The organism is Pseudomonas emilianonis (assembly GCF_023072625.1).
GTDB lineage: Bacteria > Pseudomonadota > Gammaproteobacteria > Pseudomonadales > Pseudomonadaceae > Aquipseudomonas > Aquipseudomonas paraveronii.
The window spans coordinates 1-21976 of sequence record NZ_JAKNRV010000004.1 but is presented as its reverse complement, the minus strand read 5'-3'; the positions used below and the strand labels follow the sequence as shown (position 1 = coordinate 21976).

The window sequence follows — 21976 nt, the reverse complement described above, 5'->3', positions numbered from 1 at the left end:
GGGGGAAGGCAAGCCTTCCCCCGGCGTGTTCACACCGCTGCTGGGCGCAACGAATAAGTCTTCAGTTGGTGGGCAAAATCGCGCAGGGACTGGATGCCGCTGGCCTCGGCCTCATGCACCCACTCCTTGATCGCGGCCAGCATATCGTGGCCGTTGGAGCTGGTTTTGAGCCAGATCTGCTGCAGGGCCAGACGCTTTTCGTAGATCACTTTCAGGGCCTGACTGTGTTCCAGCATGCTCTGGATACGCAGGTGGTGACGGTCATCCAGCAGGCTGGTTTCCCGCGACAGCAGACGCTTGGCACGGTGGAACTGGTGGCGCACCGAGTGATCGACCTTCTCCAGTTCCTGCTTGACCAGCGGGCCGATCACCAGCTTGCGGTACTGGGCCATGATCTGGAAACGGTTGTTGAGGATCGCCATGGCGGTGTCCATGTCCAGGTGGCCCTTGCCTTCCACGCGGTGGGCGATCGGCGCGACACGCTGCACCTTGGCCAGGCGCAGGAAGCTGAACAGTTTGATCCACGCCCAGCCGAGGTCGAACTCCCATTTCTTCACCGACAGCTTGGCGGAGTTGGGGTAGGTGTGGTGGTTGTTGTGCAGCTCTTCACCGCCCACAATGATGCCCCACGGCACCAGGTTGGTCGCCGCGTCCCGGCATTCGAAGTTGCGATAGCCCACGGCATGGCCCAGGCCGTTGATCACACCGGCGGCCCAGAATGGAATCCACATCATCTGGATCGCCCAGACAGTGATACCGATGGTGCCGAACAGCAGAAGATCGATCACACCCATGATTGCCACACCCAGCAGCGGGTAAGGCGTGTAGAGTCTGCGTTCGATCCAGTCGTCCGGGCAGTTCTTGCCGTAGATGCGCAGGGTCTCGGGGTTCTCCGCTTCGGCGCGATAGAGCTCGGCGCCTTTGCGCAATACGGTAGACAGGCCTTTAATGACGGGACTGTGTGGATCGTCGACGGTTTCGCATTTGGCGTGGTGCTTGCGGTGGATGGCGGTCCACTCGCGGGTGTTCTGCGCCGTGGTCAGCCACAGCCAGAAGCGGAAGAAGTGTTTCAGGCCAGCATTGAGCTCCAGGGAGCGATGGGCTGAATAGCGGTGCAGATAGACGGTGACCCCAATGATGGTCACGTGGGTCATCAACAGGGTGACTGCCACCAGTTGCCAGGCTGACAGGTCAAGAAAACCGTTGTACCACATAGGCTGTATGGCCCTCAGATAAAGAAAAAAACAGCTTACGCATTATCACTAAGCCTACAGAGAAAACCAGCCGACCTTTCAGATAGAAGTGAGCGGATGTTTCTTATTCTATAATCCCTAACCTTTGTAGGGCGAATCTAGCTTTTTAGTAAGGATTATTGGCCATATGTTGTTTTCATACCGAGGGGCCCGGCGCGCAGGGTTGGTATATCTGCTGGTTTCGCTGCTGTGGGTCGTGCTTACTCACCGGGTATTGATCGAGTTTCTCGATAACCCGGACGAGTTAAACCGGTGGCTGCAGCTGCGCGGCTACGTGTGGGTGGCCATCAGCGCCCTGGTGATTTACCTGATTTGTGCGCGCTTTGCACACGTCAACCAACGGCTGCAACCGCTGAAAGAGAGCCGCGAACGCCTGCGCCAGGCCGCTGCCGTGTTCGATTGCACCCGCGAAGGGGTGCTGGTCACCGATGCCCAGGGGCAGATCGTCCATGTAAACCGGGCCTTTATGGCGATCACCGGCTACCGGCGCGAAGATGTCATGGGTGAGCAGCCCAGCCTGTTCAAGTCCGGCCGCCATTCGTCGAGTTTTTATCAACAGATGTTCCAGGCTCTGGAGCAGACCGGCGAGTGGAGCGGCGAAATCTGGAACCGGCGCAAAAGCGGCGAAATTTATCCACAATGGCAAACCATCCGGGTGATTCACGATGACCTGGGCCAGGTCAGCCATTACGTCGCGGTGTTTTCCGATATCAGTGCGATCAAGGATTCCGAGCACGAACTGGCGCACCTCGCTCACCACGATCCGCTGACCGACCTGCCCAACCGCCTGCTGTTCACCGACCGCGCCGAGCAGGCGCTGGCTTCGGCGCAAGTGCATAAACGCGGCTGTGCGTTGCTGCTGCTCGACCTGGACCACTTCAAGATCATCAACGACAGCCTTGGCCATAACGTCGGCGACCAATTGCTCAAATTGGTCGGTGAACGCCTGAAAAGCCTGTTCGGCCCCGGCGTGACGCTGGCGCGGCTGGGAGGGGACGAATTCGCGGTGTTGGCGGAAAATTGTCCACAGGTGGTGCAAGCCGCCGCGTTCGCGCAACGCATGCTCGATGCGATGAAACTCCCGTTTGTTTTTGATGGACATCAATTGTTTATCAGCGCGAGCATTGGCATCAGCCTTTTTCCCAGCGACGCGCTGAGCGCCGAACAGTTGTTGCGTAACGCTGATTCCGCGTTGTTCAAGGCCAAGAGCGTCGGCCGTGAAGGCTACGCGTTGTACACCGAAGAGTTGACCGCCCACGCCCAGAACCGCGTGGAGATTGCCAGCGAGCTGCGCCGCGCCCTCGACCAGCAGGAGCTGCGTGTCTACTACCAGCCGGTTCACGACCTGCAAACCAGCCGCCTGATCGGCGTCGAAGCCCTGGTGCGCTGGCAGCACCCGGAGCGTGGCCTGGTGCCGCCGGTCGAGTTCATCCCCATCGCCGAACGCACCGGCCTGATTGCCGATATCGACGCCTGGGTCATGCACCAGGCGTGCGCCCAGATGTGCCAGTGGCTGGCTGACGGCGCGCCGCTGAGCTTTATGGCGATCAACGTGTCCAGCCGCATGTTTGCGCGACGTGAGCTGTATGACCAAGTCGCCCAGGTGCTGCATGACACCGGCCTGGACCCGGCTTACCTTGAGCTGGAAGTCACCGAAAGCGCAGTGATGGAAGACCCCGAAGTGGCCCTGGAGCAACTGCACCGCCTGCGCGAGCTTGGCCTGCGCCTGGCCATTGACGATTTTGGCACCGGCTATTCCTCGCTGCTGCGCCTCAAGCGCCTGCCGGTGCAGAAGCTCAAGATCGACCAGGGCTTTGTTGCCGGGTTGCCGTGGGATGAAGACGACGCCGCCATCGTGCGCGTGGTAATTGCCCTGGCGAAAAGCATGGGCATGCAGGTCCAGGCGGAAGGGATTGAACAGGTGGAACAGGCGCGGTTCCTGTTGGATCACGAATGCGGCATGGGGCAGGGGTATTGGTTTGGGCGACCGATGCCGGCGAGTGAGATCGATTGGGCGCTGGCGCCCGTCATTCGACAACCCTCCACGAACGAGACTTGAAACGCCACCAAAATGTGAGCGCGGGCTTGTCCTCTATGAGGGACTTTCAGACGAAATATTCGCAGCCTGTCGACACCCTCATCGCGAGTAAGCGCGGCTCCCCCGGGGGTTAGCAGCGTCTGCGCGTCAGTATTTTCACCCGCAAAACCTTCGCAACCCCGCGTCCTGCCAGAAAATTCTTTTTGGTTATATAAACATTCTTAAATAGTATTTTTAAGAATATCCGCGCTTATCTACTATCGCCCTCACGCCGCAAGCAGTGCCGCTACTGCGCGGCACTCTTCATTTCAGGAGCGAGACCATGAGCGCATCTCTACGTAGCGTCGACGGCCAGGACGAAGCAGCCATTTTGCGTGAGATCCAGAGCGCGTTGCGCGATCTGCGCTTTGGCGCGGTGGAAATCACTGTGCACAACGCTCAAGTGGTACAGATCGAACGCAAAGAAAAATTCCGCCTGCAGAACCCGGGTAACAAACCGAGCTAAGCAACCACGGCGATTCGCACGCTAGACCCGCAACTATAAGAAAAAGCCAACACCCCAGAATTTCAGGAGCTTTCTATGTCGTCGATTCGCCGTTACGCCCTGGCTGCGTTGGCCAGCGCCGTGTTTGCTGGCTCTGCCGTGGCCAAGGACTACGAGTTGCTCAACGTCTCGTATGACCCGACCCGTGAGCTGTACCAGGACTACAACGCTGAGTTCACCCATTTCTGGAAACAGTCCCACCCCGGCGACACCGTCAAGATCCAGCAATCCCACGGTGGCTCGGGCAAGCAAGGCCGTGCGGTGATCGACGGCCTGCGCGCCGATGTGGTGACCCTGGCGCTGGCCGGTGACATCGACGAAATCGCCAAGTTGGGCAAGACCCTGCCGCAAAACTGGCAGACCCGTCTGCCGGACGCGAGCACCCCGTACACCTCGACCATCGTGTTCCTGGTGCGCAAGGGCAACCCAAAAGGCATCAAGGACTGGGGCGACCTGATCAAGAAAGACGTGTCGGTCATCACCCCGAACCCGAAAACCTCCGGCGGTGCGCGCTGGAACTTCCTCGCCGCCTGGGCCTACGGCCTCAAAGCCGGGGGCAGTGAAGCCAAGGCCCAGGAATACGTGCAAGCGCTGTTCAAGCAAGTACCGGTCCTCGACACGGGCGCGCGCGGTTCGACCATCACCTTCGTCAACAACGGTCAGGGTGACGTGCTGCTGGCCTGGGAAAACGAGGCGTTTCTGGCATTGAAAGAAGACGGCGGCGCCGACAAGTTCGACATCGTCGTGCCGTCCCTGTCGATCCTCGCCGAACCGCCGGTGGCCGTGGTCGACAAAAACGCCGAGAAAAAGGGCAACACCGAGATCGCCACCGAATACCTCAAGCACCTGTACAGCCCGGCGGGCCAGGAGATTGCGGCGAAGAACTTCTACCGCCCACGCGATGAGAAAATCGCCGCCAAGTACGCCCAGCAGTTCCCGAAACTGGACCTGGTGACTATCGACAAAGACTTCGGCGGCTGGAAAACTGCGCAGCCGAAATTCTTCAATGATGGTGGGGTGTTCGACCAGATCTACACGGCGCAGTAAGCCACACTGTCTGTAGGGCCAGTCTTCATTGGAGAGGCTCTTACTGTGGCGAGGGAGCTTGCTCCCGTTGGAGTGCGAGGCGCTCCCAAGCCGGTATCCGCGTAGCATCTGATGCATCTCGGTCGCCGGGTTTGGGGGCTGCTCCGCAGCCCAACGGGAGCAAGCGCCCTCGCCACAGTCAGTCACCTCTCCACTCATGGCGCATTCCTGCAGTGGTATCTACCCGCTAACCAAGGACTCTTATGTCGCGTCGTATTTCCCCCGTCATACCCGGCTTCGGGCTGACGCTGGGCTACACCGTGGTGTACCTCAGCCTGATCGTACTCATCCCCCTCGCGGCGATGTTCGTACACGCCGCTCAACTTACCTGGGATCAGTTCTGGAACATCATCACCGCACCGCGTGTGCTGGCGGCATTGAAATTGAGCTTCAGCACCGCGCTGTACGCCGCGCTGATCAATGGTGTGATCGGTACGCTGCTGGCCTGGGTGCTGGTGCGCTACACCTTCCCCGGGCGCAAGATCATCGATGCGATGATCGACCTGCCGTTCGCCCTGCCCACCGCCGTCGCCGGTATCGCGCTGACCGCGCTGTACACGCCGACCGGCCTGGTCGGCCAGTTCGCCGCCGACCTGGGTTTCAAGATCGCCTACAGCCCCTTGGGCATCACCCTGGCGCTGACCTTCGTCACGTTGCCGTTCGTGGTGCGCACGGTGCAGCCGGTCCTCGCCGATATCCCCCGGGAAATCGAAGAAGCCGCCGCCTGCCTGGGCGCTAAGCCGTTGCAGGTGTTCCGCTACATCCTCGTGCCTGCGTTGCTGCCGGCCTGGCTGACCGGCTTCGCCCTGGCGTTTGCGCGTGGCGTCGGTGAGTACGGCTCGGTGATTTTCATCGCCGGCAACATGCCGATGAAGACCGAGATCCTACCGCTGCTGATCATGGTCAAGCTCGACCAGTACGACTACCACGGCGCCACCTCCATCGGTGTGCTGATGCTGGTGGTTTCCTTCGTGTTGCTGCTGCTGATCAATTTGCTGCAGCGGCGCATCGAACACCCATAAGGAGGCGCGGAACATGTCCCAATCGTCTATCTCCGCCGCGTCCTCGGCTAACGCTGCCCGGCGTGGCAGTGCGCTGTCGCGGCGCATCCTGATCAGCCTGGGCTGGCTGGTGTTCTTCCTGTTCCTGCTGCTGCCGCTGTTTATCGTGGTGTCCCAGGGCTTGAAGAATGGCCTCGGTGCGTTCTTCACCGCGATCCTTGAGCCTGACGCGCTGTCGGCGCTCAAGCTCACGGTGGTCGCCGTGGTGATCTCGGTGCCGCTCAACGTGGTGTTCGGCGTCAGCGCCGCGTGGTGCGTGAGCAAGTACTCGTTCCGTGGCAAGAGCATCCTGGTGACGTTGATCGACCTGCCGTTCTCGGTGTCGCCGGTGATCGCAGGTCTGGTCTATGTACTGATGTTCGGCGCCCAGGGCTTCTTTGGCCCGTGGCTGCAGGAACATGACATCCAGATCGTGTTTGCCTTGCCCGGCATCGTGCTGGCGACCATCTTCGTCACCGTGCCGTTCGTGGCCCGGGAGCTGATCCCGCTGATGCAGGAACAGGGCACCCAGGAAGAAGAAGCCGCGCGGCTGCTCGGCGCCAATGGCTGGCAGATGTTCTGGCACGTCACCGTGCCGAATATCAAATGGGGCCTGATCTACGGCGTGGTGCTGTGTACCGCGCGGGCGATGGGTGAGTTCGGCGCGGTGTCGGTGGTGTCCGGGCACATTCGCGGCGTGACCAACACGTTGCCGCTGCACGTCGAGATTCTCTACAACGAATACAACCACGTTGCCGCGTTTGCGGTAGCGAGCCTGTTGCTGATCCTGGCGCTCTTCATCCTGCTGCTCAAGCAGTGGAGCGAGAACCGTATCAACCGCCTGCGCGCAGCAAGCGGTGAGGAATAATCCATGTCCATTGAAGTCCGTAATGTCAGCAAGAATTTCAACGCCTTCAAGGCCCTGAACAGCATCAATCTGGACATCCAGAGTGGCGAGCTGGTGGCGTTGCTCGGCCCGTCCGGCTGCGGCAAGACCACCTTGCTGCGCATCATTGCCGGCCTGGAAACCCCGGACGAGGGCAGCATCGTGTTCCACGGTGAAGACGTCTCCGGCCACGATGTGCGTGATCGCAACGTCGGGTTTGTGTTCCAGCATTACGCGCTGTTTCGCCACATGACCGTGTTCGACAACGTCGCCTTCGGCCTGCGCATGAAGCCGAAAAACCAGCGCCCGAACGAAAGCCAGATCGCGGTCAAAGTCCACGAACTGTTGAACATGGTGCAGTTGGACTGGCTGTCCGACCGCTACCCGGAACAACTCTCCGGCGGCCAACGCCAGCGTATCGCCCTGGCTCGCGCCCTGGCGGTGGAGCCCAAAGTACTGCTGCTCGACGAACCGTTCGGCGCCCTCGACGCCAAGGTGCGCAAAGAGCTGCGCCGCTGGCTGGCGCGCCTGCACGAAGACATCAACCTGACCTCGGTGTTCGTGACCCACGACCAGGAAGAGGCGATGGAAGTTGCCGACCGTATCGTGGTGATGAACAAGGGCGTGATCGAGCAGATCGGCTCACCGGGCGACGTCTACGAAAACCCGGCCAGCGATTTCGTCTACCACTTCCTCGGCGACTCCAACCGCCTGCACCTGGGTGAAGACCAGCACGTGCTGTTCCGCCCCCATGAAGTGTCGCTGTCACGTCATGAACTGGAAGACCACCATGCGGCCGAAGTGCGCGATATCCGGCCGCTGGGGGCGACCACGCGGGTGACCTTGAAAGTCGAAGGCCAGAGCGAGCTGATCGAGGCCGAAGTGGTGAAAGACCACGACAGCCTGACTGGCCTGACCCGTGGTGAAACCCTGTTCTTCAAGCCCAAGGTCTGGCAAAAAGCCTGAACCCCGCCACAAACCTAATGTGGGAGGGGGCAAGCCCCCTCCCACATTTAGACTTCTCTCGGCTTTAGATCGCGGCGAGTGACTGGCCCTGAACGCTGTTCGATCTGGTGCTTCAAGTCATGCCGCAACCCCAGCAAAAACGCCAACTCCGCCACCACGAACAACGGCCCGACGATCAGCCCCGACACGTCATCCACAAACGCTGGCTTCTTGCCTTCGTAGTAATGCCCGACAAACTGAATCACCCAACCCACCACGAACATACCGACACCGCCGCTGAGCCAGACCGTCGTGCTTTGCGCCGCCAGCACGTGCCCGGCCCACACCGACAAGCCCATCAGCACGCTCATCAGCACGCCCAGCGCGAGTTCCAGGCGCAGGTAGAACCACGCGGCAAGCAGCGCTACGATCAGCGCCGGCGACAGCCAGAACCCTGCCAGCGGCCACTCCGGGCGTGAAAGCAATGCTGCGACGGCGACCACGATCAGTGGGATACCGATAAAGTGGCTGGCGATATTGCGCGGGTCGCGGTGGTAGGCGGCGTATTGACCGAGGTGGTCGACGAGGCTTTTCATTGTTATTCCTCCTGTAGGATGTTTGATCATGCCTTGTCAGCCTTCGCCTAACTGTCAACTGGGCGACAATCTTCGGAGTTCTCATGAACGCAGAGCAATGGCGACCCCGGCTGGCTACCGGGCACTGGTTCCGTCACCTGCCCGCCGCTTTTCAGCAGAGTTTGCTGGCCCACGCCCGGCTGCGGCAGCTGACGGCGGGGCAATACCTGTTCAAGCGTGGTGACCCGCCCTGCGGCTTGTATGCGGTGCTCGACGGCACCCTGCGTATCAGCGCGGTAAGCGAGCAGGGCAAGGAGGCGGTGCTGAGCCTCGTGGAGTTGCCCTATTGGTTCGGCGAAATCTGCCTGTTCGATGGCCTGCCGCGCACCCACGACGCCTGCGCGGTCGGACCCTGTACGGTGTTGCAGGTGCCTCAGCAGGCATTGCTGAAGATTCTCGATGAAACCCCGCAGTACTGGCGCGACTTGGCCTTGTTGATGAGCCAAAAGTTGCGCCTGAGTTTTATCGGTCTAGAACAGCTCAGCCTGATGCCGGCGTCGGTGCGGCTGGCCCATCGCTTATTGATGATCATTGAGGGGTACGGCGACATCGAACACTCAAAACGCCGGCTGCAGTTGCCCCAGGAGGACCTGGCGGCGATGTTGAGCCTGTCGCGCCAGACCACCAACGCCTTGCTCAAGGACCTGCAAGCCCAGGGCATCGTGCGCCTGGGTTATGGCGAGATCGAAATCCTCGATGCACAGCGCCTGCGTGAGGCGGCGCATGCCTGAGGGTGTTAGCCTGCAAGCCTGACCAATCGAGGTGTGTTATGCACGTGCTGTTAGTGGAACATGAATCCGAAGAGGCACAGCGGATGGCCCAGGGCTTGAACGAAGCCGGTTATTCCGTGGAAGTCGCGGCCAACGGGATGGTGGCGCAGCGGCTTGTCGAAGGCACCGAGTACGACCTGGTGATTCTGGATGTGATGCTGCCCGGGCAGAATGCCTGGAAGTTGCAGCAGGCGATTCGGCACAAGGGCGAGACGCCGGTATTGTTTCTGACCAGTCCGGGTGGGATCGAAGACCGTCTGCGCGACTTGGAATTGCATGAGGATGATTATTTGCTCAAGCCGTTTGAAGACAAGGCGCTGGTCATGCGGGTGAAAAAGCTACTGCGTCGTGATCGCGGGCGCTGACAGATGTGTGGCCTGGGCTCTCGCGATCGCGAGCAAGCCCGGCTGTTAAATGTGGGAGGGGGCTTGCTCCCGATGACGGTGGATCAATTGATGAATGCGCTAGCTGATACACCGCCCCTCCCATAGTTTGATTTTTTAGTTATTAATAAATAGCTTCTTATTCCTTAACGAATATAAACCCCGTCCCTATACTGTTCAGCAACGTTAAACGCTGCAGGAGGGCACACCCATGCACAGCGAATCGATTCGTTACCTGATCGTGCCGGGCTGGCAAGGATCGCCAGAAGATCATTGGCAAACTCATTGGCAGAACAGCCTGCCCAACAGTGCGCGGGTGGAACAGGCCGATTGGCTGACGCCGCGTCGCGAAGACTGGGTGGCCGCGCTGGCCGAGGCGATTGCCGCCGACAGCACCCCGGTGATTCTGATCGCCCATAGCCTGGGCTGCATCACCGTGGCCCACTGGGCCGCCACTGCACCGCTGCAGTTTTTGCGGCAGGTACGTGGGGCGTTGCTGGTGGCGCCGGCGGATGTCGAACGCCCGGCCTGTGCCCCCGCCCTGCGCAACTTTGCGCCGATTCCGCGCGACCTGCTGCCGTTTCCCAGCCAGGTGGTCAGCTCCGACAACGACAGTGCCGTCAGCGCCCCCAGGGCCCTGGAGCTGGCGCGCAATTGGGGAGCCGAAGCCGGCATTTTATCCGGCGCCGGGCATATCAATGTGAAGTCCGGCCACCAGCGCTGGGAGCAGGGTTTCGCGTATCTCTATCGCCTGCAAAGCCGCCTGGAGCATCACGCCCGGCGCACGGCCTGAACATTTTTCAACGCCCCGTCCCTGAGTGGATTGGGGGCGGGAGCCTGCCATGAGTCTGCATGAAACTTTCGGTCAGCCGCTGTTGACCTTCCCGGACGCCGAAAAGAGCCCGCTGAGCATCCGCGCCAAGGCGCTGGTGTTCGTCGACCCACGTTCGCGGCAACTGCGCGAAGCGCTGGAAAACCTCGCGCCTCGCGCCTTGCCGGTGTTGATTCGCGGCGAGACCGGCAGCGGTAAAGAGTTGCTCGCGCGGCATATTCACCGGGGCAGTGATCGCCCCGGGCTGTTTGTCTCGGTCAATTGCGGCGCGATCAGCCCGACCTATGCCGATGCCGAGCTGTTCGGCTACGCCGCCGGTGCTCACAGTGGCGCGGCGAGCAGTCGGGCCGGCTGGTTCGGCTCGGCCAATGGCGGCACCTTGTACCTGGATGAAATCGGCGACTTGCCGCTGCCGATCCAGGTCAAATTGCTCGCCGCCCTGGAAAACCACGAAGTCACCCGCGTCGGCGCCCATCAGCCGAGCCCGGTAGACGTGCGCCTGGTGGCGGCGACCAGCATCGACCTGGCCCAGGCCGTGGCCGTAGGCAAGTTCCATGAGCGGCTGTTCCATTACCTCAGCGAAGGCCGACTGGACCTGCCGGCCTTGCGCGAGCGGGTCGGCGACATCCTGTCCCTGGCCGAATACTTCCTTGGCATCTACAGCCAGCGCCTGGACCTGCCAGTGCCGTTGATCAGCGACGCGGCCCAGCGTGTGCTGGAACACCACAGCTGGCCGGGCAATACCCGCGAGCTGGAGAACGTCATCCACTTTGCCTTGCTGGTCAGCAGCGGCGACGAGATTTTGCCGGAGCATTTGAACCTGCCGACCGCCGGCTCGCCGCTGGAGCAGGTACAGCGGATATTCGAAAGCGCCAGTGCAGCCGAGCAGGCAACCTTGCGCAAATTCCTATATGAACAAAATGGAATATCAACGTGAATAAAAGATATTGTTCGGGAATAAAAAATATAGGTATTGTCGCTCTCACGCCGCGATAGCACTTCGCTGGCACTCCACACCAACACGGTCGTCAGAGACGCCCCTGAATGTCGATAAGGACACTGCATGAAAAAGGTTCTGTTGTTTACCGCATTGGCGGCTGCCCTGACTGCAGGCTTCGCCCAGGCCAACGAAAAACTGGTGGTGGCCGCCACCCCGATCCCGCACGCCGAGATCCTCGAACTGGTCAAGCCGACCCTCGCCAAAGAAGGCGTGGATCTGGAAATCAAAGTCTTCACCGACTACGTACAGCCCAACGTGCAGGTGGCCGAGAAGCGCCTGGACGCTAACTACTTCCAGACCCTGCCGTACCTGGAAAACTTCAACAAGGGCAAGGGCACCAACCTGGTCACCGTGGTGGGTGTACACGTAGAGCCTCTGGGCGGTTACTCGAAAAAAGTCAAAACCGTGGCTGAATTGAAAGACGGCGCCACCGTGGCGATCCCCAACGAAGGCAGTAACAGCGGCCGTGCGCTGCTGCTGCTGCAGCGGGCCGGGCTGATCGAGTTGAAAGACCCGAAAAATGCGCTGGCGACTCCCAAGGACATCGCCAAAAACCCGCACAACTTCAAGTTCAAGGAATTGGAATCGGCATTGCTGCCACGCGTGCTCGACCAGGTTGATCTGGCGCTGATCAACACCAACTACGCCCTGGAAGCCGGCCTCAACCCGGCCAAGGACGCGTTGATCATCGAAGACGCCAAGTCGCCGTATGTGAACTTCCTGGTGGCCCGCCCGGACAACAAGGACAGCGTTGCTATCCAGAAACTGGCCAAGGCGCTGACCAGCCCGGAAGTCAAAGCCTTCATCGAGAAGAAATACAACGGCGCGGTCGTGCCGGCGTTCTGATCGAGCAGTAAAACCTTTCAAGGTTTAAACGCCGACGGCTTGCATAGCGTCGGCGTTTTTTTATGGTTGGAGTTTGGAATACGCTCAAAACTGTGGGAGGGGGCTTGCCCCCGATAGCGGTGGTTCAGTCAATGCATCGGTGACTGTCATACCGCTATCGGGGGCAAGCCCCCTCCCACATTTGATTTTCATCTCACAGTGGATTTTTCAGGGTTTCATAGCGCTCGGGTGTTGATCGCCCTTCGCAACGCCACCAGCCACTTCACCAGCTTCTGCGGATCAATCGGTTTTGCTTTGTTCATTGTTCACTCCCTCGAATCACAGACCCCACAACCATAGCTGCCACTCGCCGAACCCGCGAATCCGGCGGTCATCTTTTACTGTGCCTGTTCTACCGCTATCGGGAGTCAGTCGAGTCGTCCTGATGGCGGGCCTCGGGTGAGGCCCGCTTTAGCTATCTAAACTCCAGCAAAATGGCTACTACTATCATCCAGGTAAAACCAGTGGCCATTACCATCAAATTGATGACTAAATGCCGTTTTAGGTGAGGTGGGAAGTGTTCAAGGTCAGCAGGGTTTACCTCTCCAATAGTGATGGACGCCCTTGACCACACGACCATTCCGGCAATCTTTGATATTTCCAAGAGAGACCAGATCAATCCCCGTCTCCCCAGGCTTGGCCCCCAAAGATAAATGTAACGGCTGTTCTTCAAGGCTTCCTTTATATCATCAAGGTGGCAGCGGCTTAGGTACAGACTGTGTGCAATACCGGCAATTGCGAGCAGACCGGGCACTCCTATAAAAATGATCGCAACCCAGGGATTCCAATTATCGATACTGGTCAAGGTTGTGTGGCCTCGTAGATTTTCCCACCTATATATTCTCCACCCATACCACCGACAGTCGTACCTACCCATGCGCCAGTTCCCACTATGGCAGCGACGCAGACGACGCCTCCGATACCTCCTGTAGCTACACCGATTGCTAAGCAGATCGAACCGCTTGCAGAACTAGCCAAAGCGCCACCTGCAACACCGAGGGCAGTAGAAAATCCGAACTTTCCTCCTTCAGTAAACTTGATCTTCTCGCAAGCCGCGTCAGAACCGCCTTTACACACCTGCTGAATAGCCAGCAACGAGGACACGCCACCAATACCAATGGCGATATAGCCCCCCGTCTTCATATATTTGGCTGCACGACTGACCGCCTCTACATGGGCGGAATACCCCGGAATCTTCCCCGCCGCACCGGCCTTGTCCCAATGATGTACCAGGCTCCGACTGGATATTCCGAGTGCCGTCTTCAACTTGGGATGATCGCCCAAGGTTGTCTGGCCGCGCAGACGAGTGGAGTTCAGAAGGTGAGCATCCAACTGCGCGAGCAGGCGCTGGCGTTCGGCGAAGAACTGTGGCGATTTGAGGTGGCCGTGCTGGCGATAGGTTTCCTGGTGCAAACGTTCGATGGCTTGGAGGGTGTCGCGCAGATTGGCCAGGTGCTTTTCCATCACCACCGCGCTGACGCCTAGCCAGGTTGAGGTATGGCCGATAAAACCGGCGATTTCTGCGCCGTGTCGATATAGAAAGTCGGCCTCGTCTGGCGTCAAGGGATCGAGGGAGGCGTCGACCTGTTGAGCGGCCTGCATCAGATGCGCTTCCTGGTAGGTACAAGAGGTGTTGTTCGGATCGCTCAGCACGATCATGGAACCGGCTTTAACTTCGCTCAGATTAGGGTTGAGCGCCTGAAACTTACGCATCACGGCCGTGTTGCGGGTGGAGAAAAGCGTGGCCTCCAGTGCTTCGCGAGTCATGCTTTTTGGCACCACATAGAAGCCCGGTTCCTGGGCCTCTACGCTGTTGAATGCCACGGGTGCCGGATGGCTTGAAGGCGTGAAACTTGATGGGGGCGGCGTTTGCGGGCGGCTGGTGACGGGGGGTGGGGCCGGTTCAGCGGCTTGCCTGGCCGCTTGTGGTGCGACGCCTTCATTGCCGTAGGTTGCCGTGAACACGGAGGGGAGCAACTGCGCTTGGCATGGGCAACTGCTGAAACTATCCAGCGTGCCGGCCACACGCTTGCCATGACTTACTATGTGCGATACGCCACCGACTATCGTATAAGTTTGCCCATTTTTTCCACACGTGACGTCGCCGCCTTCACGAGCATGAAGCAGGCCGAATATGTTAACTCTCGGATCACCATCCAGAACTATCCCGCCGCAGGTCGTTTTATCACCCCGGCCAATGAAATAACCTTCAGTCATTGTTCTTCTCCATTAGAGACGGCCGCGTAAAAAGGTGTGGCCGTTAGTTAGCTGTCCGTTTAAAAATTATCCAATGGCGGTACGCTAAGTAATCATCAGGTGGTGTTACGTCTTCTGGTTAAACACTCAAACAGAGGGCAAAAAATCTTCAGCCATCGGCACACCCTCACGCGCTATGAGTAACGTATGGTTTTGGGGTGTATTGATGATTTGGTCACCATTACTGAGCAGGCTACCCACCAGCGCAATATGGCTATTACCTTCTCCGGCGGCCGTTACAATTTGTGCCTGAGTGCCATCGGCGTACACGACGTAATCGCCTTTCTGCGCGGCACGTACTTGTTGACCGTTATCCAACTTGAATTGCATCGGGGAAGTTGCGTGTTGAATGACTCCGCCGTTACCGGTTTGGCTGCCTTGCGCTGCAATGCGGTAAATAGCGATAGGCGGATGAGCTTTGATGTGTTCCTGCCGCTGCTTGACTATCGCCAACACGTGTTCGTTGCAGGTATCCGGTGTTCTCTCTGCCAATCTCGATTTGTCTAAATTGCTTAGGAACTCTGATGAAACTTCATTGGTGTACAACGGCGACGATACTACATTCATTTTTATTATCCTGATCCGTGGGTTTAGTGCGCTGCTTTCCTTTGTCACTGCAGTTGGAATGATGTGTCTGGTGTCTATCAGATGGTGACAGTGGTCAGCGTGTGTTTATTGCTCCGCTACCGTGATGATGTGGAAGTTGAAAGTAAAGTCAGACGTTTCCGAAAACAGAGTCGTAAGAGTCTGAGTAGGCAGTGGTATTTTTATAAGGAGGGAGAGTAATTTCGCGTATAGGCGGCAATTACGTTGGAGCTGCATGGTTAGTGTCTATTCTCTGCGCAATCTGCGAAGTTCACGGCGCCGATGGTTTTGGCTGAGAGTGCTCCAACTGATCCATCGCCATCGGGGGCAAGCCCCCTCCCACATTTGGAATGTATTGTCAGGCGGCTATTCAGGTTTTGCGCCAGACGCTGGCCAACCAGGGCTGTTGCTCGCGGGGTAGCCCGGCTGGGCGATAGTAGTGCTCCAGTTCCACAAAACCGGCGGTGGTCAGCAGCGCTTGCCAGGCCGTGAGGTCGTGATAGGAACCGTAGCGCGGCCCATTCCAGCCTTCCCGGTTGTCACCGCGTGGATTGGAGCTGAACAACACCCCGCCCGGTTTCAACGCGCCATGCAACTGCGTGAGCACGCGTGGCAGTTCCTGCTTGGGGATATGAAACAGCACCGCATTGGCAAAGATCCCATCGAAGCGTTCGCTGGGCAGCTCCAGCTTCAAGAAATCCTGCCGCAGCACTTCGCAGCCGCTGTCTTCGCGCGCCATCTGCGCAAAGCGCTCGGAGCCGTCGAGCCCCACGGCGATATGGCCCATGCGCGTAAAGGCCTGCAAATCCCGCCCCGGCCCGCAGCCGAAGTCCAGCACGGTAAACGGTGGCGTGCCCTGGATATGCCGCAGCAGCGCGTCGATGTTCTGGCTCACATCGTGATCGCGGGTGCCTTCACGGAAGTCCTCAGCCACGCTGTTGTAGTGGCCGAGGGTGGTGGAAGTGATCTGGTTGAGGTCGTCGGGCTTGAGGGTCATGACGGGGAATACCGGGCGCTGAGATGGCCCGACTATACCTCACCGCTTGTTCAGCCCCCGCGCCAACCGATCCCCACCCAACTGAATCACCGCCACCAGCACCACCAACAGCACAATCACCGTCAGCATGATCTGCGTATCAAAGCGCTGATAGCCGTAGCGGTAGGCAATGTCCCCCAACCCGCCCGCGCCAATCGCCCCGGCCATCGCCGACGAGTTGATCATGGTCACCAGGGTGATGGTGAACCCGCCGACAATCCCCGGCAGCGCTTCGGGCAGCAGCACATGCCAGATGATGTGCCAGCGCCGACAGCCCATGGCTTGCGCGGCTTCGATCAAGCCGTGGTCGACTTCGCGCAGGCTCACTTCGGCGATGCGCGCAAAGAACGGCGTGGCGGCGATGGTCAGCGGCACCACCGCCGCCCACACGCCGTAGGTGGTGCCGACGATCAGCCGGGTGAACGGGATGAGCGCCACCATCAGGATCAGAAACGGAATCGAGCGGAACAGATTGACGAACGCTCCCAGCGCCCGGTTCAGCGCCGGAGCCTGATAGATGCCGCCCTTGTCGCTGGTGACCAGGAACACCGCCAGCGGAATCCCCACCAGCAACGCGATCAGCGACGACACACCGACCATCAACAGCGTGTCGATGGCGCCCTGCACTAAACGATCAAACCACATAACCCAGCACCTCCACGTGTTGTGCCCAATTCCCGGCGCGGCTGCGCAGTGTGTCGGCCTCATGCGGCGAGCCGTTCACCGCCAGCAGCAATTGCCCCAGGGCATGCCCCTGAATCCGTTCCACGCCGCCTTGCAGCAAGCGCACGCGCCCGCCGAGCGCGCCGAACAGCGCGGCCAGATCGGGCTCATCGGTGGCGCTGCCGGTGAACTGCAAACGCAGGACCAGCGCTGCGTCAGCCGAGGCCGGCGTGGCTTGCAAACGGCTTTGCAATTCTTCCGGCAGGCCGTGTTGCAGCGGCGCCAGCAGGGTTTTGCTGACCGCGTGCTGCGGGTCGCCAAACACCTGCCACACCGGGCCTTGCTCGACGATGCGCCCGTGTTCGAGTACCACCACGCGGTCGCAGATCTCGCGAATCACCGCCATTTCATGGGTGATCAACACGATGGTCAGGCCCAGGCGTTGGTTGATCTCGCGCAGCAGGCCGAGGATCGATTGGGTGGTCTCCGGGTCGAGGGCCGAGGTGGCCTCGTCGCACAGCAGAATCTCTGGGTCATGGACCAACGAACGGGCAATGCCCACGCGCTGTTTCTGCCCGCCGGAGAGTTGCGCCGGGTAGGCCTTGTGCTTGTCCTTGAGGCCCACCAGTTCCAGCAGTTCACGCACCTTCTGCTCGCGCTGCAGCTTGGGGATGCCGGCGACTTTGAGCGGCAATTCGACGTTCTGCCACACGGTCTTGGCCGACATCAGGTTGAAGTGCTGGAAGATCATGCCGATGCGCCGCCGCAGCGCCACCAGGCGGTCTTCGTCGAACTCGCCGATGTCGACCTGATCGATCAGCACGCGCCCGCTGCTGGGCTGCTCCAGGCGGTTGATGGTGCGGATCAGCGACGACTTGCCGGCGCCGCTGCGGCCGATGATGCCGAACACTTCGCCGCGCTGGATCGCCAGGTCGATGCCTTGCAGGGCGTGCACGCTACCGTCGTAGGTCTTGCCCAGGTTGATAAAGCGCACGTGGGCGCGGTTGAGGTGCGGATGCAGTTCAGTCTGCTCGGCGGTCCTGGGCGGGGTGCCCTGGTCGCGCAGTTGGGCGTTGGCGGCCGTCATGTTCAGCCTTCCCAGCCGACTTGGTAGAGCTTGCCGAGGGACTTATCCAGCGCGGCGCGCACCACCGGCGAGTGCTGGTAGATGTCGACGAACTTGATCACCCGTGGGTCGGTTTTGGCTTTCGGCTGGATCACGAACTGGATCACGTATTCCGGGTGGTCGAGGCCGTCGAACAGCAGCGCCGACTCGGCATCGAAGGTCTTGGACAGGCGGATATACGCCGGATAACCCTGCACCAGGTCCGCATCGTCATACGCGCGCACCAACTGCACGGCCTCGACTTGCAGGATCTTGAGCTTCTTCGGGTTGGCGATGATGTCTTCTTCGGTGGCCTTGTAACCCACGCCCGGCTTGAGCGTGATCAGCCCCGCCTTGGCCAGCAGTTGCAGGCCGCGCCCGCTGTTGATCGGGTCGTTGGCAATCGCCACGCTGGCGCCTTGGGGCAGGTCGTTGAAGGTTTTGAATTTCTTCGAATACAGCCCGACGTTGTTGATGATGCCCGGCGCATACGGCACCAGATCAAACCCGGCGGCGGCCTTGGCGTTTTCCAGGAACGGGATGTGCTGGAAGTAGTTCACGTCGATATCGCCAGCCGCCAGGCTGACGTTGGGCGCGATCCAGTCGGTGAACTCCACCAGCTCGACTTTCAAACCTTGTTTGCCAGCCTCGGCCACAGCGGCTTCCAGGGGAATCGCGAAGGCGGCGGTGGTGCCGACTTTCAGCGGCGCATCGGCGGCGAATACCGCCGAGCTGAACAACCCGAAGGCCAGGGCCAGTGCTTTGACTGGGTTGTTGAGGAATGTCTTTTTCATATTGGATTTCCAGTCATAAGGTATTAGGACCAACAATGCATATCCAATGTGGGAGGGGGCTTGCCCCCGATAGCGGTGTGTCAGCAAACCAATCCGGTGACTGATTCACCGCTATCGGGGGCAAGTCGAATCGTCGCACCGCCCCTCCCACATTTTTCGATCAGTGTCGGTAGGTGGAACCGGTGTGTTGTTCGGGTAAGCGGGCGCCGGTGTGAAAGACTTTTTCCCGCAGCGTCCCCGGCTCATATTCGGTTTTGTACGACCCACGCCGCTGCAACTCCGGCACCACCAAGTCGATGAAGTCCACATAGCTTTCCGGCGTGACGATGCGCGTGAGGTTAAAACCATCCAGCCCGGTTTCACCGACCCAGGATTCCAGCTCGTCCGCCACCTGCTCGGGCGAACCGACCAGGGTGATGTAGCGCCCGCCGAGGGCGTGCTGCTCGAGCAATTTGCGCCGGGTCCAATCGTTGTTCTGCAGGTGCTGGGTGGCCGACTGGATCGCATTGCTCTTTACGTACTGGATCGGTTCGTCGAGTTCGTACTGGGAAAAATCGATCGCCGTGGACGCCGAGAAATGCGCGACGCCGGCTTCCGCGCTGGCGTAGCTCAGGTACTCGGCGTGCTTGGCCCAGGCCAGTTCCTCGGTGGCGCCAACGATGACGTTGAGGCCCATGAACACCTTGATGTCGTCCGGGTTGCGCCCGGCCGCCACGGCGCTGGCGCGCACCTTGTCGACCTGCACCTGGGTGCTGGCCTTGTCCCGGCCGCTGATGAAGACGCACTCGGCATGCTGCCCGGCGAACACCAAGCCACGCTCCGAAGTGCCGGCCTGGAACAGCAGCGGTGTGCGTTGCGGCGACGGCTCGCACAGGTGATAACCCTCCACCTGGTAGAACTCACCGTGGTGCTCGACTTTGTGGACCTTGCCCGGCTGCGCATACACCCGCGCCTGCGGATCGTTGAGCACGGCGTCATCTTCCCAGCTGCCTTCCCAGAGTTTGTAGAGCACCTCCAGGTATTCGTCGGCCTGGTCGTAGCGCCGGTCATGTTCGACCTGTTCGGTCAGGCCCATGGCCTTGGCGGCGCTGTCGAGGTAGCCGGTGACGATGTTCCAGCCGACCCGGCCACGGCTCAGGTGGTCGAGCGTCGACATGCGCCGGGCGAACAGATACGGCGGCTCGTAGGTCAGGTTGGCGGTCAGGCCGAAGCCGAGGTTCTTGGTCACGGCGGCCATGGCCGAGAGCAGCAGCAACGGGTCGTTGACCGGCAGTTGGATCGACTCTTTGAGCGGCACGTCGACCGATTGCTGGTACACGTCATAGACGCCGACGATATCGGCGATGAACAACCCGTCGAACAGCCCGCGCTCCAGGGTTTGCGCCAGGTCGGTCCAATACTCGAGGGTTTTGTACTGGGTGGACGTGTCCCGTGGGTGCGTCCACAAGCCGTGATTGATATGCCCGATGCAGTTCATGTTGAAGGCATTGAGCAGGATTTTTTTCTTCGCCATTCAGAGGGTCCCCCGCAGTGGCGGTTTCTCATCGTTGAGGTAGTAATTGCCTACGGCGTGGTACTTCCAGCGCACCGGGTCGTGCAGGGTGTGGACCCGTGCATTGCGCCAGTGGCGGTCGAGGTTGAATTCGGCGAGGGTGGCGCGGCTGCCGGCCAGTTCGAAGAGTTTTTCGCTGACCAGCAGCGAGACTTCGGTGCTCAACACCTTGGCCTCGGCCACGGCAATCGAAGCGCGTGCGGCGGATTGCGCGGTGATCGGCGCGGCGCTGACCTGGTCCAGTACCTGGCCGGCCTTGCGCAGCAGCGCTTCGGCGGCGTGCAGTTCGATCTTCAGCTTGCCGATGTCGGCGATCACATACAGGTCATCGCTGGCGCGTTCGACCTTGGCGTCGATCCACGGGCGTGAGCGCTCACGGACGAACGCAATGGCGTCATCCAGCGCACCACGGGCGATGCCGGCGTCGATGGCGGCCTGGATCAATTGCGATACCGCACCCTGGATATTCGGGCTTTCGCCGAGGCGCCAGTTTTCGACCACCAACTCTGCATCGACCGGCACCCGGTCGAGCAGCACGGTGCCGCTGGCGGTGGTGCGTTGGCCGAAGCCGGACCAGTCATCGACGATGCGCAGCCCTTGCGTGCCACGGCGTACAAACGCCATGACCTGCTTGCCGTCATCGTTCAGCGCCTTCACCGCGACCCAATGCGCAAACAGTGCGCCGGTGGAGTAGAACTTCTGGCCGCTGACCACGTAGCCGTCGCCTTCGGCGGTGATCCGCGCCTTGAGCTCCAGGGCATGCCGTGCGCGTCCACCACGCCGAGCATCAGGTACGGCAACAGCGGATAAAACCCTCGGTGCTGCTCGGGCAGATGATCGCGGATCACCTTGGCGCCAATCATGTCCATGCGCTCGGCAGCACCGGCGCTGGCCTGCATCTGCCGTTCACCGGCATGCCAGGGGGAGTGTTCGATCGGGTTCATGGCGATCACCTCAAGTTAGATAACCCAATGCTGCGCCCCGCCAGGCAGCGAGAGAATACCCACGTTCAGCAATCGAGCATTACGCCAACTGAAATGCCGGATGCTCGCGCAACTCGGCCACGCAGTGATCGACAAAACTGCGCACGCGCATCGGTGCATGGCGGCCTTCGCGGTAGACCACGTTGACCGGCAACGGCGCCAACTCGTGGGCGGGTAAAACGCGGCAGAGTTGACCGCTGATCAGGTGCTCGTGAACCGGGTAGCTCAGGCAACGGATGATCCCCGCGCCATGCACGGCCGCATTGATCGCACCTTGCACCGTGGCGCAGCGCAGGCGTGTAGGGGCCTTGAGGTGAGCGTGGGGGAAATCCCAGTGGACCTGATCGGCGCTGGCGATCAGGCGATGCTGCTTGAGGTCGTCCGGGTGCGCGGGTTCGCCGTGGGCCGCGAGGTAATCGGGACTGGCGCAAAGGATCTGCCGCACCTGGCCGACCGGCCGTGCGATCAGCGACGAGTTCGGCAACGCGCCGACCAGGATCGCCACGTCCAGCCCCTCTTCGTGCAGGTTGGGATAATAGTCGTGGTAGCGGGCCGTCAGGTACACATCGGGGTGGCGGTCCATATAACCGGCCAGGATCGGCGCCATCACGTACCGGCTGAACAGCAACGGCAAGAACACCCGCAGATTGCCCTGGGCCTGCACATGCGCGCCTTTGGCCTTGGTGTCGGCAGCGTCTTTGAGCT

At 60.3% G+C, this 21976-nt stretch carries 22 protein-coding genes and 2 pseudogenes; 11 read left to right on the top strand and 13 right to left on the bottom strand.

Features of this window, described 5'->3' with window-relative positions:
• Window positions 1-29 precede the first annotated feature (29 nt).
• Window positions 30-1214 carry a delta-9 fatty acid desaturase DesA gene (desA, locus tag L9Z73_RS01060; RefSeq protein ID WP_247395725.1) on the bottom strand — a complete coding sequence of 395 codons (1185 nt, stop codon included), beginning with the start codon at window positions 1212-1214 and terminating at the stop codon, window positions 30-32.
• A 166-nt stretch (window positions 1215-1380) separates the two neighbouring features.
• Here desA and dibA point away from each other — a divergent pair, with 166 nt between their 5' ends.
• From dibA to L9Z73_RS01030, 6 genes are all read left to right on the top strand, one after another.
• Window positions 1381-3312, top strand: coding sequence for a phosphodiesterase DibA (dibA, locus tag L9Z73_RS01055; RefSeq protein ID WP_247395724.1), 1932 nt, complete (start codon window positions 1381-1383; stop codon window positions 3310-3312).
• A 301-nt stretch (window positions 3313-3613) separates the two neighbouring features.
• Window positions 3614-3796: a sulfur starvation response protein OscA gene (oscA, locus tag L9Z73_RS01050; RefSeq protein ID WP_003170956.1), complete on the top strand. Its 183-nt coding sequence runs from the start codon at window positions 3614-3616 to the stop codon at window positions 3794-3796.
• A gap of 75 nt (window positions 3797-3871) precedes the next feature.
• Window positions 3872-4882: a sulfate ABC transporter substrate-binding protein gene (locus L9Z73_RS01045; RefSeq protein WP_247395723.1), complete on the top strand. Its 1011-nt coding sequence runs from the start codon at window positions 3872-3874 to the stop codon at window positions 4880-4882.
• A 242-nt stretch (window positions 4883-5124) separates the two neighbouring features.
• On the top strand, window positions 5125-5943 hold the full coding sequence (gene cysT, locus L9Z73_RS01040) for a sulfate ABC transporter permease subunit CysT (RefSeq protein WP_247395722.1): 819 nt from the start codon (window positions 5125-5127) through the stop codon (window positions 5941-5943).
• 13 nt (window positions 5944-5956) lie between these two features.
• Window positions 5957-6829, top strand: coding sequence for a sulfate ABC transporter permease subunit CysW (cysW, locus tag L9Z73_RS01035; protein ID WP_247395721.1), 873 nt, complete (start codon window positions 5957-5959; stop codon window positions 6827-6829).
• A 3-nt stretch (window positions 6830-6832) separates the two neighbouring features.
• Entirely contained in the window at window positions 6833-7813 is a 981-nt protein-coding gene (locus L9Z73_RS01030) for a sulfate/molybdate ABC transporter ATP-binding protein (RefSeq protein WP_247395719.1), read from the top strand.
• A gap of 47 nt (window positions 7814-7860) precedes the next feature.
• Here the strand turns inward: L9Z73_RS01030 and L9Z73_RS01025 are convergent, their stop codons facing one another.
• Complete coding sequence (locus L9Z73_RS01025; protein ID WP_247395717.1) at window positions 7861-8388, bottom strand: DUF962 domain-containing protein; 528 nt, start codon at window positions 8386-8388, stop codon at window positions 7861-7863.
• A gap of 83 nt (window positions 8389-8471) precedes the next feature.
• Between L9Z73_RS01025 and L9Z73_RS01020 the strand changes: the two genes are divergently transcribed.
• From L9Z73_RS01020 to L9Z73_RS01000, 5 genes are all read left to right on the top strand, one after another.
• Window positions 8472-9158 carry a Crp/Fnr family transcriptional regulator gene (locus L9Z73_RS01020; protein WP_247395716.1) on the top strand — a complete coding sequence of 229 codons (687 nt, stop codon included), beginning with the start codon at window positions 8472-8474 and terminating at the stop codon, window positions 9156-9158.
• A gap of 38 nt (window positions 9159-9196) precedes the next feature.
• Complete coding sequence (locus tag L9Z73_RS01015; protein WP_247395715.1) at window positions 9197-9562, top strand: response regulator; 366 nt, start codon at window positions 9197-9199, stop codon at window positions 9560-9562.
• 229 nt (window positions 9563-9791) lie between these two features.
• Entirely contained in the window at window positions 9792-10373 is a 582-nt protein-coding gene (locus L9Z73_RS01010; RefSeq protein ID WP_247395714.1) for an alpha/beta hydrolase, read from the top strand.
• A gap of 49 nt (window positions 10374-10422) precedes the next feature.
• On the top strand, window positions 10423-11349 hold the full coding sequence (locus tag L9Z73_RS01005) for a sigma 54-interacting transcriptional regulator (protein ID WP_247395713.1): 927 nt from the start codon (window positions 10423-10425) through the stop codon (window positions 11347-11349).
• A gap of 126 nt (window positions 11350-11475) precedes the next feature.
• On the top strand, window positions 11476-12258 hold the full coding sequence (locus L9Z73_RS01000) for a MetQ/NlpA family ABC transporter substrate-binding protein (RefSeq protein ID WP_247395712.1): 783 nt from the start codon (window positions 11476-11478) through the stop codon (window positions 12256-12258).
• Window positions 12259-12712: 454 nt separating this feature from the next.
• Here L9Z73_RS01000 and L9Z73_RS00995 read toward each other — a convergent pair whose 3' ends face one another.
• The 11 genes and pseudogenes from L9Z73_RS00995 to L9Z73_RS00945 form a co-directional block, all read right to left on the bottom strand.
• Window positions 12713-13102 (bottom strand): hypothetical protein, encoded by a 390-nt coding sequence (locus L9Z73_RS00995; protein WP_247395711.1) that lies wholly within the window; start codon window positions 13100-13102, stop codon window positions 12713-12715.
• On the bottom strand, window positions 13099-14514 hold the full coding sequence (locus tag L9Z73_RS00990) for a PAAR domain-containing protein (RefSeq protein ID WP_247395710.1): 1416 nt from the start codon (window positions 14512-14514) through the stop codon (window positions 13099-13101). The genes L9Z73_RS00995 and L9Z73_RS00990 overlap by 4 nt, the downstream gene beginning before the upstream one ends.
• Before the next feature lie 126 nt (window positions 14515-14640).
• On the bottom strand, window positions 14641-15120 hold the full coding sequence (locus L9Z73_RS00985) for a hypothetical protein (protein ID WP_247395709.1): 480 nt from the start codon (window positions 15118-15120) through the stop codon (window positions 14641-14643).
• 388 nt (window positions 15121-15508) lie between these two features.
• Window positions 15509-16135, bottom strand: a complete 627-nt coding sequence (locus tag L9Z73_RS00980; protein ID WP_247395708.1) for a class I SAM-dependent methyltransferase — start codon at window positions 16133-16135, stop codon at window positions 15509-15511.
• 39 nt (window positions 16136-16174) lie between these two features.
• Window positions 16175-16819: a methionine ABC transporter permease gene (locus L9Z73_RS00975; RefSeq protein ID WP_247395707.1), complete on the bottom strand. Its 645-nt coding sequence runs from the start codon at window positions 16817-16819 to the stop codon at window positions 16175-16177.
• On the bottom strand, window positions 16809-17924 hold the full coding sequence (locus tag L9Z73_RS00970) for a methionine ABC transporter ATP-binding protein (protein ID WP_247395705.1): 1116 nt from the start codon (window positions 17922-17924) through the stop codon (window positions 16809-16811). The genes L9Z73_RS00975 and L9Z73_RS00970 overlap by 11 nt, the downstream gene beginning before the upstream one ends.
• 2 nt (window positions 17925-17926) lie before the next feature.
• Window positions 17927-18736 (bottom strand): MetQ/NlpA family ABC transporter substrate-binding protein, encoded by an 810-nt coding sequence (locus L9Z73_RS00965; RefSeq protein WP_247395703.1) that lies wholly within the window; start codon window positions 18734-18736, stop codon window positions 17927-17929.
• Between the two features lie 160 nt (window positions 18737-18896).
• Window positions 18897-20249: an LLM class flavin-dependent oxidoreductase gene (locus L9Z73_RS00960; protein ID WP_247395701.1), complete on the bottom strand. Its 1353-nt coding sequence runs from the start codon at window positions 20247-20249 to the stop codon at window positions 18897-18899.
• Window positions 20250-21053 (bottom strand): annotated as a pseudogene (locus L9Z73_RS00955) (acyl-CoA dehydrogenase family protein); the annotation flags it as partial.
• Window positions 21035-21232, bottom strand: a pseudogene (locus L9Z73_RS00950) (flavin-nucleotide-binding protein); the annotation flags it as partial. The pseudogenes L9Z73_RS00955 and L9Z73_RS00950, both read right to left, overlap by 19 nt.
• A gap of 79 nt (window positions 21233-21311) precedes the next feature.
• On the bottom strand, window positions 21312-21976 hold a 665-nt coding region (locus L9Z73_RS00945), incomplete at its 5' end, for a LysR substrate-binding domain-containing protein (protein ID WP_247395700.1).